Consider the following 19493-nt stretch of genomic DNA (forward strand, 5'->3'; position numbering starts at 1 on the left):
AAGGCATGGCGAGTGTTGTTCAATCCGGGAAAGGTGAATGGATAAGATCGAAGTCCGCGGTGCTCGCACCCATAATTTGAAGAATATCAACCTGATCATTCCTCGCGATAAGCTGATTGTAGTCACCGGTCTGTCGGGTTCCGGTAAATCTTCGCTGGCGTTTGATACGCTGTATGCTGAAGGTCAGCGCCGCTATGTTGAATCACTCTCGGCTTATGCGCGCCAGTTTCTTTCATTAATGGAGAAACCAGATGTAGACCATATTGAAGGTCTGTCGCCCGCCATCTCCATTGAGCAAAAATCAACGTCGCACAACCCGCGTTCAACGGTCGGTACCATTACCGAAATCCATGACTACTTGCGCCTGCTGTTCGCCCGCGTGGGTGAACCGCGTTGTCCCGACCATGATGTACCGCTGGCGGCGCAAACCGTGAGCCAAATGGTTGACCAGGTGCTAGCGCAGGAAGAAGGCCGCCGCCTGATGTTACTGGCGCCGGTGGTGAAAGATCGCAAAGGCGAGCACACCAAAACGCTGGAAAACCTCGCGGCACAGGGTTACATCCGTGCCCGTATCGACGGCGAAGTCTGTGATCTCTCTGATCCGCCAAAGCTCGAGCTGCAGAAAAAGCACACCATCGAAGTCGTGATCGATCGTTTCCGCGTGCGTGACGATCTCGCCACTCGTCTGGCGGAATCGTTTGAAACCACGCTGGCATTAAGCGGCGGCACGGCCATCGTAGCGGATATGGACGACAATAAAGCGGAAGAGCTGCTGTTCTCCGCCAACTTTGCCTGCCCAATTTGTGGCTACAGTATGAGCGAGCTGGAACCGCGCCTGTTCTCCTTTAACAACCCGGCCGGTGCCTGCCCGACCTGTGATGGTTTAGGCGTGCAGCAATATTTCGATCCCGACCGCGTGGTGCAGAACCCCGAACTGTCACTGGCGGGTGGCGCAATCCGTGGCTGGGATCGCCGTAACTTCTATTACTTCCAAATGCTGCGCTCACTCGCTGAACATTTGGATTTCGATGTCGAAGCGCCGTTTAACAGCCTGAGCAACAAAGCGCGCGAAGTCATTCTCTACGGCTCCGGCAAAGAGAATATCGAATTCAAATACATCAACGATCGCGGTGACACTTCGGTTCGCCGTCATCCGTTTGAAGGTGTGCTGCACAATATGGAACGCCGTTATAAAGAGACGGAATCCAATGCAGTGCGCGAAGAACTGGCGAAATTCATCAGCAATCGCTCCTGTACCAGTTGTGAAGGTACGCGTCTGCGTCGTGAAGCGCGCCATGTGTTTGTTGAGAACACTAACCTGCCGACCATCTCTGAGATGAGCATCGGCCATGCCACCGACTTCTTCCGCAACCTGAAACTGAGCGGACAGCGTGCGCAAATTGCCGAAAAAATCCTGAAAGAGATCGGTGACCGCCTGAGTTTCCTGGTCAACGTTGGTTTGAATTATCTGTCGATGTCGCGTTCCGCAGAGACCCTCTCTGGCGGTGAAGCACAGCGTATACGTCTAGCAAGTCAAATCGGTGCAGGTCTGGTCGGCGTGATGTATGTGCTGGATGAGCCATCAATTGGCCTGCATCAGCGCGATAACGAACGTCTGCTTGGTACGCTGATTCATCTGCGCGATCTCGGCAACACCGTGATTGTGGTCGAACATGATGAAGATGCGATTCGTGCCGCTGACCACGTGATTGATATCGGCCCTGGCGCGGGTGTGCATGGCGGTCAGGTGGTGGCTGAGGGTGACGTGAATGCCATTATGGCTAACGAAGCCTCGCTAACCGGTCAGTATCTGAGTGGCAAGCGCGAAATCGCCATTCCGCAACAGCGCGTGAAAGGCGATCCGGCAAAAGTGCTGAAACTTACCGGCGCGCGCGGCAACAACCTGAAAGACGTCACATTGACGATTCCGGTTGGCCTGTTTACCTGTATCACCGGCGTCTCCGGTTCCGGTAAATCCACGCTGATTAATGACACGCTGTTCCCGATTGCGCAGCGTCAGCTCAATGGCGCGACCACCACGGAGGTGGCGCCGTATCGCGAGATCGCGGGCCTGGAACATTTCGATAAAGTGATTGATATCGACCAGAGTCCCATCGGTCGCACGCCGCGCTCGAACCCGGCCACTTATACCGGTATCTTCACCCCGGTGCGTGAGCTGTTTGCGGGTGTGCCGGAAGCGCGTTCCCGTGGCTATAATCCGGGGCGCTTCAGCTTTAACGTGCGCGGTGGACGCTGCGAAGCCTGTCAGGGCGATGGCGTGATCAAGGTCGAAATGCACTTCCTGCCGGATGTGTACGTGCCGTGCGATCAGTGCAAAGGCAAACGCTATAACCGCGAAACGCTGGAGATTAAATACAAAGGCAAAGGCATTCATGAAGTGCTGGATATGACCATCGAAGAAGCACGCGAGTTCTTTGATGCCGTCCCTGCGCTAGCGCGTAAGCTGCAAACACTGATCGATGTCGGCTTGTCTTATATCCGTCTAGGCCAGTCAGCCACTACCCTTTCTGGTGGTGAAGCACAGCGCGTTAAGTTGGCGCGTGAACTGTCGAAACGCGGTACTGGGCAAACGCTCTATATCCTTGATGAGCCAACCACCGGTCTGCACTTTGCTGATATTCAGCAGTTGCTGGAAGTGCTGCATCAGCTGCGCGATCAGGGTAATACCATCGTAGTGATTGAGCACAACCTCGACGTGATCAAAACGGCTGACTGGATTGTCGATTTGGGTCCGGAAGGCGGCAGCGGCGGCGGCGAAATCCTGATTTCAGGCACGCCAGAAACCGTGGCAGAGTGTGAAAAATCCCACACTGCCCGCTTCCTCAAGCCAATGCTGAAGAAGAAGTAAAATTGAAGGCCCGCAGTGCGGGCCTTCTTATTTCTTTCAATGCGCAGGCGCCGCTTACGCCAGCTTAACAGCCTAATATTGCAGTGAGTCGGGCCTGATACCTCGCTGTCAGATTCCGCAGCAAAATGCAGAAACAGGCAAGAATCAGACAACTTCAGGCATATACGCATCTCATCCTGCTGACTATCCTTACACAGTTCCTTTTTGGCGTAGCTCGTTACGCCTTTGCCCCTTCAGCTCGCTGAACGGGATCCCGCAAAACACTCACGACACACCCGATTGGAGACACCATGAATATTACGCATGCCTATGCCGCACAGGACGCGAAAACTAAACTCGCCCCGTTCGACTATAAGCCGCGCGAGCTGCGCGCTCATGATGTGCAGATTGAAGTGTTGTACTGTGGCGTTTGCCACTCTGACCTGCATCAGGCGCGCAACGAATGGAAAAACACCATCTTCCCGGTGGTGCCAGGCCATGAGATCGTTGGACGCGTTACCGCCGTTGGCGGCCACACTCACAAATACAAAGTGGGCGATCTGGTCGGTGTCGGCTGTATGGTTGACTCCTGCCGCAGCTGTCCAAGCTGCCAGGAAGGACTGGAGCAGTATTGCGAAAACGGTTTTGTTGGCACCTATAACGGTGAAGATCGCGAAACCGGCGCCATCACCTACGGCGGTTACTCCACCAGCATGGTGGTTGATGAAAGCTTTGTGCTGCGCGTGCCGGAAAACCTTGAGCTGGCAGGCGTTGCCCCGCTGCTGTGTGCCGGTATCACCACTTACTCACCGCTGCGTCACTGGAACGTCGGTCCAGGTAAGAAAGTGGGCATCGTCGGTCTGGGCGGCCTAGGCCATATGGGCGTGAAAATCGCTCATGCGATGGGCGCGCATGTGGTGCTGTTCACCACCTCACCATCGAAGATTGAAGACGGTAAGCGCCTGGGTGCTGATGAAGTGGTGATTTCGAAAGATGCTGATCAAATGGCGCAGCACAACAACAGCTTCGATTTCATCCTCAACACCGTGGCCGCTCAGCACGATCTCAACCCGTTTATTGCCCTGCTGAAACGCGATGGCAACATGACGCTGGTGGGCGCGCCAGAGCACGATCATCCGGCTCCACAGGTCTTTAATCTGATCTTCAAACGTCGCAGCATCGCTGGTTCACTGATCGGTGGTATCGCTGAGACACAGGAGATGCTGGATTTCTGCGGTAAGCACGGTATCACTTCCGATATCGAACTGATCGCTATGAACCAGATTAACGAAGCCTACGAACGTATGCTGAAAAGCGACGTGAAATACCGCTTCGTGATTGATATCAACACCCTGCGTGAAGAGTCAGCGGCTTAATTAGCGCGCGTCTTCATCATGGCTGACGCCCGCCGCGCGCGTGGCGTCGGCCTGTTGCCAGGAAGCGTCGACCAGATAATAAATCTGCGAATCCTTTAGGGATCCATCCAGCCACAGCGTGCTCCAGTGCGACTTATTTAGATGCTCGCTCGGGAATACATCACTGTGCTCTTCGCGCAATAAATCAGCCAGCGCAGGCGAGGTTTTCAACGAGAGCGCCGGACGCCCTTTCACCTCATGCACCATGGCAAACAGTACGCCTTCGCTTTTTACCTGTGTGGCATCCCATTCATTTTTATAGCTCTGCTCCGCACCCGATTTGCCCATGCAGTAGGTGAGGAGATCCGAAATGTTCATGCGGTATTCTCCTTGGTAGAGGCCGATGTGAGGCCCGATGACGTCTGCCATCGGCTTCATTACAGACGTCATGACACCGTTTAAGTGTGCAGCAAGTCAGCCAAAGGTAAAGGCGATGCCACCAGATTACGTGCATAAAAAAACCGCCAGCCCGAAGGCATGGCGGTTTTCTCCCGCTGCGCAGTGCGTTACATCACGGCAGCAAAGGCTTCAGCCACTTGATTAACGTTACGGCTGTTCAAGCCCGCCACGCACATACGGCCACTGGCGATCAGGTAGACGCCGAACTCATCACGCAGGCGATCAACCTGCTGTGCGCTCAAACCGGTGTAGCTGAACATACCGCGCTGCTTCAGCAGATAATCGAAGTTTTTGCCTGGCAGCTTGGTGCTCAACACATTGACCAAGGCCTGACGCATTTCGATGATGCGCAGACGCATCGCTTCTACTTCAGCCAGCCAGTTGTTCAACAGCGCCTCATCGTTCAGTACGCAAGAAACCACCTGCGCACCAAAGTTTGGAGGGCTGGAGTAGTTACGACGCACGGTCGCTTTCAACTGACCCAGCACGCGTGCGGACTCTTCTGCGCTCTCGCACACAATCGACAAGCCGCCAACGCGCTCGCCGTACAGCGAGAAGATTTTCGAGAATGAGTTGCTGACCAGCGCTGGCAAGCCCGCAGCCGCAATCGCGCGAATCGCGTAAGCATCCTGCTCCATACCGGCACCAAAGCCCTGATAAGCGATATCGAGGAACGGAATCAGTTCCTGCGCTTTCAATACTTCGGTGGTTTCATCCCACTGTGCGTTCGTCAGATCCGCACCCGTCGGGTTGTGGCAGCATGGATGCAGCAGCACGATTGATTGCTTCGGCAGCGTTTTCAGCTTGGCAATAAACGCATCAAACTTCACGCCGTTGGTTTCTTCGTCGTACCACGGATAAGTCTGTGCGTCGAAACCAGCACCGTTGAAAATCGCGATGTGGTTTTCCCAGGTCGGATCGCTCACCCAGACATTTGAGTTCGGGAAGTAACGCTTGAGGAAATCCGCCCCTACTTTTAATGCACCTGAGCCACCCAACGTCTGGATGGAAGCAATGCGACCGGCTTGCAGCATCGGGTGTTCTTTGCCAAACAGCAGCGGTGCAATGGCGTTACGGTATGGGCCCAGACCTTCCATCGGCAGGTAAAGCGATGCCTGATGCGGCTGCGCCTGCAGGCGTTCTTCTGCGGCAGCCACGGCTTGCAACTGAGGAATGATACCCGCCTCGTTGTAATAGAGGCCAATGCTCAGATTCACTTTATTGTCACGTGGGTCCTGTTTGAAGGTTTCCATCAGCGACAGAATTGGATCGCCAGCATAAGCATCAACGTTTTGAAACACGGTGCAGATCTCCATGATTGGTCATAAATAGTCGGTAAAGAGGCGTCATCAAACCATGTAGCGGCCGGGACGGTGATTCATAGCGATGATGAGATTGAGGATCACCGCGCCCGCGATAGAGGCCAAAAGTATCGGCAGCGACACCACGAACAGCGATGCGAGTACCACGCAGGTATCCACCGCCATTTGCAGTTTACCGGCGCGCAGACCGATACGGTCTTGCAGCCAGAGCGCCAAAATGTTGATACCGCCGAGGCTGGCTTTGTGACGAAACAACACTATAAACCCAATCCCCATCACCACGTTACCGAACAATGTCGCATAAAACGGATTTAGCGCAGAAAAATGGATGAACATCGGATGCAAGTGTGTGAACAGTGAAACCAGCCCCACCGCGCAGAACGTTTTAATAGTGAATTCCCAGCCCATGTGTCGCACTGCCAGCCAGTAAAACGGCAGGTTGATCAGGAAAAATGCTGTACCAAAAGAGAGGTGTGTCAGATAGCTGATTAAAAACGCGATACCTGCGGTGCTGCCGGTCAGCGCGCCCGCCTGTTTCAGCATCATCACGCCAAAGGAAACCATTAAAGTGCCGAGCACAATCGCTAGCGCATCTTCAATACGCGAATGAGGAATTTTAGTGGGTTGAACAACGTTATCCATGGATTAATCTCAGTGCAAATGATGCGGTTCAAATGCAAAAAACGCACCACATAGGCCGCGTTAAGTCGCCACCTATGTGGTGCCAGCGATTATCCAATTGATATCTAAGGCGCTTTTATTGCAGGTTTTTGTGCATCAACCAATTAAAGCATAATCAATTCATGCACAAATCTGTTTTCTGGTGCGCGTTTTTTGCATATTAAAGCCTTTAATTGCACCAGATTAGCACATCATGCACTTTTTTGGCGCGTTTTGTGCTCAGGAATTATCATCAGGCCATTCTCTTTTAAACGGCTTAAAACCACTGAAGTTTTCACGTGGGCCACGCTTTGATGGCCAGCGACGAGTTGGCTGATCAGCGCACTAAGTGAGGCTAAATCGGCAACTGCCACTTTTAGCAGATAATCCGCATCGCCTGTGGTTTTGAAGGCATCAACAATGGCATCCTCCTCTTCCACCATACGATGAAAACTCTCTTCATAATCTGGGGTGTGATTCTTTAAACGTACTTCAATTAAGCCAACCATACCCAAGCCGACGGCATCTGGCGAGAGCCGTGCGTGATAGCCGAGGATGAGGTTTGCTTGTTCGAGATTGATACGGCGGCGTGAACATTGTGACGCCGAAAGACCGACTAAATCACTGAGTTCCTGATTGGTAAGGCGGCCGTTAGATTGTAATAGTGTCAATATCTTAAGGTCGTAATCATCTACCTGAGTCATTCTGTTTCCACAGCGTTATAGGGTGCGCTTTGGTACAGATAACCTGATTAAAGCCGGGGTTGTCCAACACTATTTTCTGATGACGTGAAATGCATGCACAAATCGTGCATGCATTGGATGAAAGAGGATTATTCGTCGTCGTAGGACGGTCCAGCATAGTTATCGAAACGCGACCATTGCCCGTTGAAGGTCAATCGTACTGTGCCAATCGGCCCGTTACGCTGCTTACCCAGAATGATCTCGGCAATGCCCTTGAGATCGCTGTTTTCGTGATAAACCTCGTCTCGATAGATAAACATGATCAAGTCAGCATCCTGCTCGATCGAACCGGACTCACGCAGATCCGAGTTAACCGGACGTTTATCCGCACGTTGCTCCAACGATCGGTTCAGCTGCGACAGCGCCACCACCGGTACATTGAGCTCTTTCGCCAGCGCTTTGAGCGAGCGCGAGATTTCTGCGATCTCCAGCGTACGGTTATCCGACAATGCCGGCACGCGCATGAGCTGCAGGTAGTCGATCATGATCAAACTCAAGCCGCCATTCTCACGGAAAACGCGGCGAGCACGGGAGCGCACTTCCGTCGGCGTCAGCCCGGAAGAATCATCGATATACATGTTCTTCTTTTCGAGCAGAATTCCCATAGTGGCCGAGATGCGCGCCCAGTCTTCGTCTTCCAACTGACCGGTACGGATGCGCGTCTGATCCACACGGGACAGCGAAGCCAGCATACGCATCATCAACTGTTCGCTGGGCATCTCCAGGCTGAAGATCAACACCGGCTTATCCTGCAACATCGCGGCGTTTTCGCACAGGTTCATGGCAAAGGTGGTTTTACCCATCGACGGACGCGCCGCCACGATGATCAAATCTGAACCCTGCAAACCGGCGGTCTTTTTGTTCAGATCCTGATAGCCAGTATCCACTCCGGTGACACCATCGTGCGGGGTCGATACCAGCGCTTCAATACGCGAGACCGTCGCTTCCAGTATTTGCTCAATATTCTGCGGACCTTCATCCTTATTGGCACGCTGCTCGGCGATTTTAAAGACATTGGATTCGGCAAAATCGAGCAAATCTTCACTGCTACGTCCCTGTGGGTCATAGCCAGCGTCAGCAATCTGATTGGCCACTGAGATCATTTCACGCACAACCGCACGTTCACGTACGATATCGGCATAAGCACCAATGTTTGCGGCGCTGGGGGTATTTTTCGCTAATTCAGCAAGATAGGCAAAGCCACCTGCCATCTCCAGCTCACCCAGCGTTTCCAGCGATTCTGACAGTGTAATCAAGTCAATTGGCTGGCCCATTTCCAGCAAACGCTGCATCTCAGAGAAGATCATACGGTGTGAGCGGTTAAAGAAATCTTCCGCCACCACGCGTTCAGAGACGTTATCCCAACGTTCGTTATCCAGCATCAACCCACCGAGCACCGACTGCTCCGCTTCAATGGAGTGCGGCGGCATTTTCACGCCTTCCAGCTGCCGATCGCGGGTTTCGTTGGATTTGTTGGTGGGTTTATTTCCTGCCATAGTGAATGCATTACCGATCGTGAAAAGGGGACGCGCAAGTATAACGTCCCAGGATGAACAATCACAGGAGTCAGAATGGCAAAGCGAATTCAGTTCAACCAACACGGTGGCCCGGAGGTACTGCAATGGGTCGATTTTGAGCTGGCCGATCCCGCCGAACATGAAGTACAGGTCGAAAACAAGGCGATTGGCATCAACTATATCGATACTTATGTACGCAGCGGGCTCTATCCGGTGGCAGCTTTCCCGTCAGGGCTGGGTACAGAGGCCGCAGGCGTGGTGAAACGTGTTGGCTCAGGCGTAACGCGCTTTAAGCCCGGTGACCGCGTTGTATATTGTCAGGCTGCGCTGGGTGCCTATAGCGAAGTGCATAACGTGGCGGAAGATCGTTTGGTGATCCTGCCGGAGAGCATCAGCTTCGAACAAGGCGCGGCATCGTTTTTGAAAGGGTTAACCGTGCAATATTTGCTGCGCCAGACCTATAAAGTGAAAGCCGATGAGATCTTCCTGTTCCATGCCGCAGCGGGCGGCGTGGGTCTGATTGCCTGCCAGTGGGCTAAAGCGTTGGGCGCACATCTGATTGGTACCGTGGGCTCCGCCGAAAAAGCGCAGATTGCAAAAAATGCCGGCGCCTGGGCAACCATTAACTATCGCGAAGAGAATATCGCACAGCGCGTCAGTGAATTGACTGACGGTGAAAAGGTCGCTGTGGTGTATGACTCGGTCGGGAAAGATACCTGGGAACCTTCACTCGACAGCCTGCGTCGTCATGGCTTAATGGTGAGTTTTGGTAATGCCTCTGGCCCCGTTACCGGCGTTGATCTTGGGATTCTGAACAAGAAAGGTTCTCTGTTTGTCACACGCCCTTCGCTGTTTGGCTACATTACCAATCGTCAGGAGCTGGATAACGCCAGCAACGAGTTGTTCTCGTTAATTGCCAGTCGTGCGATTCAGTTGAAGGTGCCAGAAGAGCAGAAGTTTGCTTTGTGCGATGCGGTTCGCGCGCATCAGGTGCTGGAAAGCCGTGCAACCCAAGGCTCAAGTTTGCTGATCCCTTAAAATGGTAAGGGCTTCCCGAAGGAAGCCCTTTTTCTTTCTTTTTTATAGTTCGCGCTGGTGTAGGGTCAGCGGCGATGAATTCGTTTGAATTACTTTACGCATCCTGACAGAAAACATAAGTAAAAAATATGTTTAAATGCAGATTCGTACTAAGCAATTATTGAGTCTGTGATCGCTCCCGCATTTAACGCCAACCGCCTCTCTCTAACTTACTGATTTTTCTTTTCAGCTTATTCAATTTGACCTCACCCGATGGTGTCGTGAAAGCGCGATAGAGCCAAACCACCACCACCGCCAACACTAACCATGGCAACAATTTAATAACAATAGCCAATAATCCCCCCAAGAACATCAATACGGTGGCGACAATCAATGCGGCGATAACGCCCAGCAGCGAGACGCCAGTCAACAGCAGCATCAGAAAAAAGCCGATAACAAATAAAATTTCCACGAAGGCTCTCCTATGTAAGTCACATAGAGTGCATTACAAGATGCGTGCCAAGGTAGATGTCGCATTAATTCATTGAATTTTATGGGAGATTCAAAAAGCAGAATAGCGGCGCGTGATGAAATTCACTAATAGGTGGTGCAATAAAAACCTCTGTCAAAGAGCGGCACGGTGCATTGCGTTGCTATTAGCGTATTGCCGCAATAAGCAAGCGCGATAAATCGCGCTGCTACGAGAATTTGGCAATTACGCTTCCTGTGGGATTTTATCTGCGACCAGTGCCAGCGCCGCTTCCAGCACACGCACGTCAGCGCCCGGCTTATGGGCATTTTCGCTTAAATGACGGCGCCACTGGCGTGCGCCTGGAATGCCTTGGAACAGACCCAACATATGACGCGTAACGTGACCCAGATAGGTCCCTTTGCTCAGTTCAGCTTCTATGTAAGGATACATTGAACGTACCACTGCGACGGGGTCGACTAACGGCGTATCACGGCCAAACAACTCACGATCCACTTGCGCCAGAATGCCAGGGTTTTGATAAGCTTCGCGGCCCATCATCACGCCATCCATGTGATGTAAATGCACTTTCGCCTCTTCCAGCGTCTTAATGCCCCCATTGATGGCCATGGTAAGTGCAGGAAAATCACGCTTCAGTTGGTAAACACGCGGATAGTCCAGCGGTGGAATTTCGCGGTTCTCTTTAGGGCTCAGTCCAGAAAGCCAAGCCTTGCGGGCATGAATAATAAAGGTGTCACAGTTGCCTCTATCAGCAACTGTACCAATGAAATCACACAGGAATTCATAGCTATCCTGCTCATCAATACCAATGCGGGTTTTCACTGTCACCGGAATGCTCACCACATCGCGCATGGCTTTGATGCAGTCAGCCACCAAGGCTGCATCCCCCATCAGGCAGGCGCCAAAACGACCATTCTGGACGCGATCGGATGGACAGCCCACATTGAGGTTGACCTCATCATAGCCCCGCTCCTCAGCCAGCTTCGCGCACTGCGCTAACGCCGCAGGATCGCTGCCGCCGAGCTGTAGTGCGAGTGGGTGCTCCGCTTCGCTATAGGCAAGATAATCGCCTTTGCCGTGAATGATGGCGCCGGTTGTCACCATTTCGGTATACAGCAGCGTATCGCCGCTTAGTTGACGGTGAAAATAACGACAGTGGCGATCGGTCCAGTCCAGCATCGGGGCGATTGAAAAACGTTGCGAAGAGAAAGTATCGGTCATGAAACGCAGCAAATCCGGTGTTAGTTAAATGATGAGAAACTGCGCAATCATATCACAGCTAGAACGGGCGACACAGCCGCCCGTTTGGAAGGGATTTAGAAGTTAAAGCCGAGCTGCAACATGCCGCCCCAGGTATTGTCGTCGCCCACGGAACCGGCAAGATCCAGATGCACCGTATTGTTGAAAGGTGAGACACCTAAACCAGCAGTGAAGACATTGGTATCATTTGATTTCATATCCGCTCGATAACCGGCACGCAGCGCCAGCCAATCCAGCACCCGATATTCAGCACCGACACCCGCATACTGGCTGCTCTCTTCAGACTTAAACCTTTTGGTTTCAGTCAGATCCACATCACCAGCCAGCGTGAACGCACCATAATTCCATGCCACACCGGAAGTCACCAGCGGACGGATCTGGTAAGTATCGCGATAGCCTTCTACGGTTTTGGTTTCAAGATCGCGCGAAATCAAGTTCTGGCCGGTCACACCGACAGTCCAGTGTTCACCAAAATCAGTCGCAACACCCGCATCGATGTTGAAACCGGTATCTGAACTGCGGAATTCACTGTTGTTGATGTTACTTTTATCGAAGTTATAAATACTGGCGGTGTAGTTGTAGAGCCAGGTTTTTTGCAGCTTAGGTGTTACGCCAACGGAAACGGGATGGCCGGCGATATCAAACTCATGCGCTAGTGCAATACCATAGTCGGTGACCAACGCCGCCAGACCATGACCGCTTGAGCTCAGTTTATCTTGATCACCTGGCACGGGAATCACTGTGCCATTAGCAACACCGCGCAGATAGGTAATATCACTATCCACCACGTTAGCCTGCACACTGGCTGTACCGTAGGCTTTGGTAATGAAGGCAAAAGGCAGCGTTTCATTCGGTACCGTAACGGCAAAAGCGACACCCGCAGTACCGTGCGCTTTATCACCTTTTAAGCCTTCAAGCTGATTCGCCATATCACCAGCAGCAGCCTTTAACTCCGGATAACCTCTTAAATAGTCTGCAAAAGTCAGGTTGTCGACCACATCTTTATAGCGATCAACACTGTCTGAAATGTCATCCACTTTGTTAATTAATTTGTCTTTATCCGTAACCTGAACACCGGCTGAAGGGAAAATGATGCTGACGTTATCTTCAGGTTTGGCTTTGGTCATCAATGCCGGGTTAGCCAGCACTGCGGAACCCCAGGTGGAGGAGGCTACGCCAGTGCCTCCCATCGCATCGTTACGTGCGTCATACCATGTACCCGCTGCCAGAGCTGAAGAAGAAAGAAATACTGCATTCAAACCAATAAGATAAGCTACTTTTTTGCGCCTGAATAATGTCTTCACCATGAGCCTGCCATCACCTTTGAAATGTCGCTGAATAACTCAGAAACGAAACAGTTTAGTTAGCCACTATTCTGAACGCTGGCTAACGCATCATTGCTGTGAATTAAAAGGAAATAGCGCTGCTATTCGCAGAATTGGCTGCAGAGTCACCATTCTGCTGTTTTGTTATGCAGAAAAATAAACAATGAGTAAATTGAGACCAAACATTACTTAAGGTCTTTTGAACCTTAGACGCTAACTTGGTGAGTTGCAAAGCAAAAAAAGGACAAGTTTTATGCTATCTGGCTGATTTATTAGAGAGGACGAAATATGAGTGTGAGACGACATTGAAATAACCGTAAAGTTAATCTTTTGATTAGAAGGGATTTTTCCGACTCATTTCAGGGTAAAAAGCAATCACAGCAGGGTAAAAGTTTGTGTGATAAAATAACATCGCCTTCAACCTGGAGAACGCTTATGTCTAACCTCACGCCCGAACAACTGCTCACTCAGGCAGAATCACTTTGCCTTGACCGTGGCGTGCGCCTGACGACTCAACGTGCGGAAGTACTGCGCCTGATGGCTGAACAAAACGGTTCGATCAGTGCCTATGATCTTTTAGATCAGTTACGCATCAGCGAGCCGCAGGCAAAACCACCGACGATTTACCGCGCCTTGGACTTCCTGTTAGAACAGGGTTTTATTCACCGGGTCGAGTCCAATAATAGTTATGTCGTCTGCCACCACTTTGATGAGCCCGCTCATACCTCTGTCATGCTGGTATGCGATGGCTGCGCCGCTGTCAGTGAGAAACATGCTCACGGGGTGGAGAAGATTATTTCTGGGTTAGCAGATCAGGCAGGGTTCTCGCTTAGACACACCGTAATTGAAGCGCATGGATTATGCGAAAATTGTGCAGAGAGAGCCGCTTGTAAGCACCACGATAGCTGCGATCACGATCATGACGTGGAAAACAAAAAGAAGCCCAGGAAGTGATGGATGGCACATCCTTGTGCCGTGCCGACGGGTGATCGGCGGGGTAGGAACACATCATATTCAGGCTGAGTTACCAGCGATAATCCTTGTTGTGACTTTCCCAGTCTTTCACTTCGCTCTCAGCTTGATCTTTAGCGTAGCCATATCGTTCCTGAATTTTACCGACAAGCTGGTCACGCTTACCTTCAATCACGGTAAGATCATCATCCGTCAGCTTGCCCCATTTTTCCTTAAACTTACCTTTAAACTGCTTCCAGTTACCGCTTGCTTCGTCTTTGTTCATAATAATCCTCCACGTCATCCTGAGTGAGATGTGATGAATCCCTAAGAAAACAGGGAAACACCCATACAACGCGCTACTCATTTGCGCCGTTTGAGATAATTATAGTAGCCAGCCGGCATTGCGCAAAAAAATACAGAATAATCTGTATGTTACGCTTCGCTTATTCATGCGGTGAACCAACTGTCGCGCTGCCAGTGACGACGCCAAACCCACCATAAGGTTAATCCACGCAGTGTGAGGAAAACCGTCACCGCCAGCCATAAGCCATGGTTGCCAAGCCATGGCAGCGTCAACAACGCGAGACCATATCCGACTGCCGCCATCACCATGCTATTGCGCATTTCACGCCCGCGTGTTGCGCCGATGAACATGCCATCCAGCAAATAACACCACACCCCCACCAGCGGCATAATCACCTGCCAGAGCAAGTAGCGGTCAGCCATTTCTCGTAATGGCTCAATCGATGTCAAAAGAGCCACAATGTACGGCCCCGTGAAGGCATAGATCACAGCAAACATGAGTGCGACTATGCCCGCCTGGCGGCAAGCTGCATGCCAGATCAGTAACAAACGACTGCGATCTTTCGCACCGACGGCCTCACCCGAGCAGGCTTCCACTGCATAGGCAAAGCCATCTAGCGCGTAAGCAGTAAAAGTCAGGAACATCAGCAGTACGGCGTTGACCGCCACCACATCTGGCCCAATACGCGCCCCTAATAGAGTGAGAGAGGCAAAACAAATTTGCACCATTAATGACCGCAACATGATGTCGCGATTCAGGCGAAAAAGACGTGCCGCATCGCCACGCCAACTGTTCTTCAACAAGTTAAAATGAACACCACGCATTTTCAGGACGCGCGCGACCATCCACAAGCCCACCCCCAGCGTGACGTACTCTGCTAGCGCGGTCGCCCCAGCCGCCCCTGCCACGCCCCAATGGAGCTTCAGCACGAACAACAAATCAAGCAGGATATTCACCAGGTTACCGACAATCAGCAGCACCATAGGTGCACGGGCATATTGCACACCTAAGAGCCAACCCAGGATCACCAAATTAGCCAGCGTGGCGGGCGCACTTAACCAGCGAATCTCGATAAAGATCTGTGCCTGTTGTTGCACCTCTGGGCTCCCTCCCATCAGGGTTGCCGCAAGGCTACTGGCGGGTGTACGCAGCAACACAAACAACACACCGGCAACCAGTGCAATCAGTAATGGCTGTGTTAACGCACGCGCCAGCGCAGTTTTATCATTCGCGCCAAAGGCCTGCGCCGTTAAACCGGTGGTACTCATACGGAGGAACAGTAGCAACATAAAGATGAAGCTGGTCGCCGTCGTGCCAACCGCAACCCCACCGAGGTAAATTGGGCTATCAAGATGGCCGATGACTGCTGTGTCAACGACTCCCAGCAAAGGGACCGTGATATTGGAGAGGATCATCGGCAGCGCCAGCCGCCACAAAGCTTTATCAGAAGAGGAAAACAGCCGCATCCGCCCGTTCCATGATTGCGAGGATCAGTCTGATTGCGCCTGTAGCAGCGTTAGAGACTGATGTGGATACTTAAAACAGTAGACTGCGGTCAGCCAAGGGACTCACCGCAGCGGGGGAATTCAAAGAACGATCAGAGCCACTCACCGTTGCGCACGATGCCAACAGCCAGCCCTTCTACGGTCAGCGACTGTTCGCGGGTATCCACGATAATCGGCTGGAAATCCGTGTTTTCTGGCAGAAGATGGACAATCGCACCCTGTTTCTTCCAGCGCTTTACCGTCACTTCGTCATCGATGCGGGCGACAACGACTTGGCCGTTGCGCACTTCTTGGGTTTTATGCACGGCGAGCAGATCGCCATCCATAATCCCGATATCTTTCATCGACATTCCGCTGACACGCAACAAGAAATCCGCATTCGGTTTGAAGAGATTGGCATCAACTTGGTAGTGGGCTTCAATGTGTTCCTGAGCAAGCAGGGGTTCACCGGCGGCGACACGGCCAATCAACGGTAAGCCTTCAGCAACCTCTTCTTCCATCAACAGGCGAATCCCGCGAGAAGCGCCTGAAACAATTTCAATAACGCCTTTACGCGCCAGTGCTTTCAGGTGTTCTTCAGCAGCGTTGGGCGAGCGAAATCCCAGCTGCGCGGCAATTTCAGCACGCGTTGGCGGCATGCCCGTCTGGTTTATATGGTCGCGAATCAGGTCATAAACCTGCTGCTGCCTTGCTGTTAACGCTTTCATCCCGCCCCCTGGTTGTTTATACAGTCGCTGTGAGTATATACAGGTATTGGCGAAATGAAAACCGAAAGTGAGGGAAATATCAGCGGTTTGACGTTTGTGGAAGGCCTATCGCAAATGCGACCAGAGCACTGCGATCCAGACAAAAATCGCCAGTATAATGGTCAGCAACACAGCCGCGGAGCCCATATCTTTTGCCCGCCCCGCAAGTGGATGCCGTTCCTGACCGATGCGATCGACTACCGCTTCGATGGCGCTATTAAGGATTTCCACAATGATCACCAACACGACAGAACCAATCATCAGTACGCGGGAAATGGCATCCACATCTAGCCAACAGGCCACAATGATCGCCACGATAGCCGCCATCGCTTCCTGTCGGAATGCAGCTTCATGTTGCCAGGCCGCACGCAGCCCCTGCCAGGAATAGCCGGCAGCATTTATAATTCTTTGAAAACCGGTGACGTTATTTGCCATGCTCGTGGAACCCTTGGTTTATTTTGACGTCAATGTCTGGGCAGCCTGAAGTCGTGTCACCACAGATCTTCGCTGCACTTTCTGGTATGCTTGCCGCGCTTTGCTAACAAGAGGCTTTAAGTTGTCTATGTCAGGTTGGCGTAAACTCTATTACAAATTATTGAATTTACCACTATCATTTTTGGTAAAAAGTAAGGTCATTCCGACCGATCCTATCTCAGAACATGGGATCGATCCGACACGTCCTGTGATGTATGTTTTGCCTTATGATTCAAAGGCCGACTTGCTCACACTACGGGCGCAATGTCTTAGTCATGACCTGCCCGACCCTCTGGCTCCGCTGGAGATCGATGGCACTCTGCTGCCGCGCCACGTGTTCATTCACGATGGCCCGCGTGTATTCCCCTATTTCGTGGCCAATCCAGAGTCCGTGAAGCTCTTTCACGACTATCTCGATCTGCACCGCAGTAACCCTGATCTTGACGTCCAAATGCTGCCGGTTTCGGTCATGTTTGGCCGCGCACCGGGCCGTGAAATTCAGGGTGAAGACACTCCGCACCTGCGCATCCTGAATGGGGTGCAGAAGTTCTTCGCCATTTTGTGGCACGGCCGGGATAGTTTTGTACGCTTCTCACCGACCGTTTCACTGCGTCAGATGGCAACAGAACACGGTACTGACAAGTCGATCGCACAGAAACTGGCACGAGTGGCGCGCATACACTTTGCTCGACAACGTCTGGCTGCCGTTGGTCCGCGCCTGCCAGCGCGTCAGGATCTGTTCAACAAGCTGCTGCAATCGAAAGCCATTGAAAAAGCGGTAGAAGATGAAGCGCGCAGTAAAAAGATTTCGCATGAGAAAGCCCAGCAGAATGCCGTCGAAATGATGGAAGAAGTGGCAGCTGACTTCTCATACGAAGCGATTCGCGTCACCGACCGCGTGATGGGCTGGCTGTGGAGCCGCCTCTATCAGGGCATCAATGTCAACGGTGGCGAGCGCGTCCGCCAGCTGGCGCAAGATGGCCACGAGATTGTCTATGTGCCCTGCCATCGCAGCCACATGGATTATCTGCTGCTCTCTTATGTGCTCTATCATCAAGGCTTGGTGCCTCCGCACATTGCGGCTGGGATTAACCTGAACTTCTGGCCAGCAGGTCCGATTTTCCGCCGCCTGGGTGCCTTCTTTATCCGTCGTACCTTCAAGGGCAATAAGCTCTACTCCACCGTATTCCGTGAATATCTCGGCGAATTGTTCAGCCGTGGTTATTCGGTAGAGTACTTTGTAGAAGGTGGACGCTCGCGTACCGGCCGTTTGCTGGATCCCAAAACCGGCACCCTGTCGATGACGCTGCAAGCGATGCTGCGCGGTGGCAGCCGCCCTATCACTTTCGTGCCGATTTATATCGGTTATGAACACGTGATGGAAGTTGGTACTTACGCGAAAGAACTGCGTGGAGCAGCCAAGGAAAAAGAGAGCTTCCTGCAAATGGTGCGCGGCCTGCGCAAGTTACGCAATCTTGGCCAAGGCTATGTCAACTTCGGCGAACCTTTGCCGTTGATGAACTATCTGAACAAGAACGTGCCGGATTGGCGTGATGCGATAGATCCTATCGAGCCACAGCGTCCGGCGTGGATGACGCCAACAGTGAATGATATTGCGGCACGTTTGATGGTGCGTATCAATGAAGCCGGTGCGGCCAATGGCATGAACCTGTGCGTGACTGCATTGTTGGCATCACGTCAGCGCTCACTCACCCGCGAGCAGCTGATTGAACAGCTCGAATGCTACACCCAATTGCTGCGCAATGTGCCTTATTCGCCGGAAGCCACCGTACCGGATATGAGCGCCGAGGCGTTGCTTGATCACGCCATGGGCATGAACAAGTTTGAAACCGAGAAGGACAGCATCGGCGATATCATCATTCTGCCGCGCGAGCAGGCGGTGTTGATGACCTACTATCGCAACAACATTCATCACATGTTGGTGATGCCGTCGCTGATCGCCGCCATTGTGCAGCAGCATCGTGAAACCAGTGAAGCCGAACTGCTGCGCCAGGTCAGTCTGGTCTACCCGATGCTGAAGAGTGAGTTGTTCCTGCGTTGGGACACTTCAGAACTCCCTGCGCTGTTGGATGCGCTGTGCGCAGAAATGGCGCGCCAGGGTCTGATTACCTTGCAGGAAGGTCAGTTACGCATGAACCCGGCACGTCACCGCTCACTGCAATTGCTGGCGGCCGGCATTCGCGAAACGTTGCAGCGTTTTGCTATCACCTTTGCCATTCTGAGTGCTAAGCCGACAATCAATCGTGGCACGCTGGAGAAAGAGAGCCGTACGCTGGCTCAACGTCTGTCAGTGCTGCACGGCATTAATGCACCGGAATTCTTCGATAAAGCCGTGTTCACGACCTTGGTCCTGTCACTGCGTGACGAAGGCTACATCAGCGATTCCGGTGATGCTGACGCGGAGCGTACTCATATCATGTGGCAGATGCTGGCGGACCTCATCACCAGCGACGTCCGTCTGACCATTGAAAGCGCGGTTACCCACGATTAATT

17 protein-coding genes are annotated in these 19493 nt (G+C 52.3%); 5 read left to right on the plus strand and 12 right to left on the minus strand.

The window, feature by feature from the left end:
* Positions 1 to 37: 37 nt before the first annotated feature.
* Together uvrA and F3J38_RS15370 are read left to right on the plus strand one after the other, a co-directional pair.
* Positions 38 to 2869, plus strand: a complete 2832-nt coding sequence (gene uvrA, locus F3J38_RS15365; RefSeq protein WP_167139759.1) for an excinuclease ABC subunit UvrA — start codon at positions 38 to 40, stop codon at positions 2867 to 2869.
* Between the two features lie 290 nt (positions 2870 to 3159).
* Complete coding sequence (locus F3J38_RS15370; protein ID WP_034826924.1) at positions 3160 to 4224, plus strand: NAD(P)-dependent alcohol dehydrogenase; 1065 nt, start codon at positions 3160 to 3162, stop codon at positions 4222 to 4224.
* On the opposite strand, the gene F3J38_RS15375 is transcribed toward F3J38_RS15370, so the two are convergent.
* The 5 genes from F3J38_RS15375 to dnaB form a co-directional block, all read right to left on the minus strand.
* Positions 4225 to 4581 carry an MmcQ/YjbR family DNA-binding protein gene (locus F3J38_RS15375; protein ID WP_167139761.1) on the minus strand — a complete coding sequence of 119 codons (357 nt, stop codon included), beginning with the start codon at positions 4579 to 4581 and terminating at the stop codon, positions 4225 to 4227.
* A gap of 188 nt (positions 4582 to 4769) precedes the next feature.
* Positions 4770 to 5963 carry an amino acid aminotransferase gene (locus tag F3J38_RS15380; protein WP_167139763.1) on the minus strand — a complete coding sequence of 398 codons (1194 nt, stop codon included), beginning with the start codon at positions 5961 to 5963 and terminating at the stop codon, positions 4770 to 4772.
* Between the two features lie 48 nt (positions 5964 to 6011).
* Positions 6012 to 6626 (minus strand): YitT family protein, encoded by a 615-nt coding sequence (locus F3J38_RS15385; RefSeq protein ID WP_167139765.1) that lies wholly within the window; start codon positions 6624 to 6626, stop codon positions 6012 to 6014.
* Between the two features lie 230 nt (positions 6627 to 6856).
* Positions 6857 to 7348: an Lrp/AsnC family transcriptional regulator gene (locus tag F3J38_RS15390; protein WP_084936103.1), complete on the minus strand. Its 492-nt coding sequence runs from the start codon at positions 7346 to 7348 to the stop codon at positions 6857 to 6859.
* A 128-nt stretch (positions 7349 to 7476) separates the two neighbouring features.
* Complete coding sequence (dnaB, locus tag F3J38_RS15395; RefSeq protein WP_167139767.1) at positions 7477 to 8883, minus strand: replicative DNA helicase; 1407 nt, start codon at positions 8881 to 8883, stop codon at positions 7477 to 7479.
* Between the two features lie 75 nt (positions 8884 to 8958).
* Here dnaB and F3J38_RS15400 point away from each other — a divergent pair, with 75 nt between their 5' ends.
* Positions 8959 to 9942: a quinone oxidoreductase gene (locus F3J38_RS15400; RefSeq protein ID WP_167139769.1), complete on the plus strand. Its 984-nt coding sequence runs from the start codon at positions 8959 to 8961 to the stop codon at positions 9940 to 9942.
* Between the two features lie 184 nt (positions 9943 to 10126).
* On the opposite strand, the gene pspG is transcribed toward F3J38_RS15400, so the two are convergent.
* The 3 genes from pspG to F3J38_RS15415 all read right to left on the minus strand — a co-directional run bounded on the left by pspG (position 10127) and on the right by F3J38_RS15415 (position 12978).
* Positions 10127 to 10393, minus strand: a complete 267-nt coding sequence (gene pspG, locus F3J38_RS15405) for an envelope stress response protein PspG (RefSeq protein ID WP_167139770.1) — start codon at positions 10391 to 10393, stop codon at positions 10127 to 10129.
* A 243-nt stretch (positions 10394 to 10636) separates the two neighbouring features.
* A complete protein-coding gene (gene dusA / locus F3J38_RS15410; protein ID WP_167139772.1) occupies positions 10637 to 11632 on the minus strand; it encodes a tRNA dihydrouridine(20/20a) synthase DusA in 996 nt (331 codons plus the stop codon).
* Positions 11633 to 11727: 95 nt separating this feature from the next.
* Positions 11728 to 12978: a conjugal transfer protein TraF gene (locus F3J38_RS15415; RefSeq protein WP_167139774.1), complete on the minus strand. Its 1251-nt coding sequence runs from the start codon at positions 12976 to 12978 to the stop codon at positions 11728 to 11730.
* A gap of 453 nt (positions 12979 to 13431) precedes the next feature.
* On the opposite strand from F3J38_RS15415, the gene zur reads away from it, so the two are divergent.
* A complete protein-coding gene (gene zur / locus F3J38_RS15420) occupies positions 13432 to 13950 on the plus strand; it encodes a zinc uptake transcriptional repressor Zur (protein WP_167139776.1) in 519 nt (172 codons plus the stop codon).
* 70 nt (positions 13951 to 14020) lie between these two features.
* Here zur and F3J38_RS15425 read toward each other — a convergent pair whose 3' ends face one another.
* From F3J38_RS15425 to F3J38_RS15440, 4 genes are all read right to left on the minus strand, one after another.
* Entirely contained in the window at positions 14021 to 14233 is a 213-nt protein-coding gene (locus F3J38_RS15425) for a CsbD family protein (protein ID WP_167139778.1), read from the minus strand.
* Positions 14234 to 14397: 164 nt separating this feature from the next.
* Positions 14398 to 15720 (minus strand): MATE family efflux transporter DinF, encoded by a 1323-nt coding sequence (gene dinF / locus F3J38_RS15430; protein ID WP_167139780.1) that lies wholly within the window; start codon positions 15718 to 15720, stop codon positions 14398 to 14400.
* 131 nt (positions 15721 to 15851) lie between these two features.
* Positions 15852 to 16466: a transcriptional repressor LexA gene (gene lexA / locus F3J38_RS15435; protein ID WP_167139782.1), complete on the minus strand. Its 615-nt coding sequence runs from the start codon at positions 16464 to 16466 to the stop codon at positions 15852 to 15854.
* 105 nt (positions 16467 to 16571) lie between these two features.
* Complete coding sequence (locus F3J38_RS15440) at positions 16572 to 16940, minus strand: diacylglycerol kinase (RefSeq protein WP_167139784.1); 369 nt, start codon at positions 16938 to 16940, stop codon at positions 16572 to 16574.
* 127 nt (positions 16941 to 17067) lie between these two features.
* Between F3J38_RS15440 and plsB the strand changes: the two genes are divergently transcribed.
* On the plus strand, positions 17068 to 19491 hold the full coding sequence (gene plsB / locus F3J38_RS15445; RefSeq protein ID WP_167139786.1) for a glycerol-3-phosphate 1-O-acyltransferase PlsB: 2424 nt from the start codon (positions 17068 to 17070) through the stop codon (positions 19489 to 19491).
* The last annotated feature ends 2 nt before the right edge of the window (positions 19492 to 19493 follow it).

Source organism: Candidatus Pantoea formicae (assembly GCF_011752625.1).
In the GTDB taxonomy this organism is placed as follows: Bacteria; Pseudomonadota; Gammaproteobacteria; order Enterobacterales; family Enterobacteriaceae; genus Pantoea; species Pantoea formicae.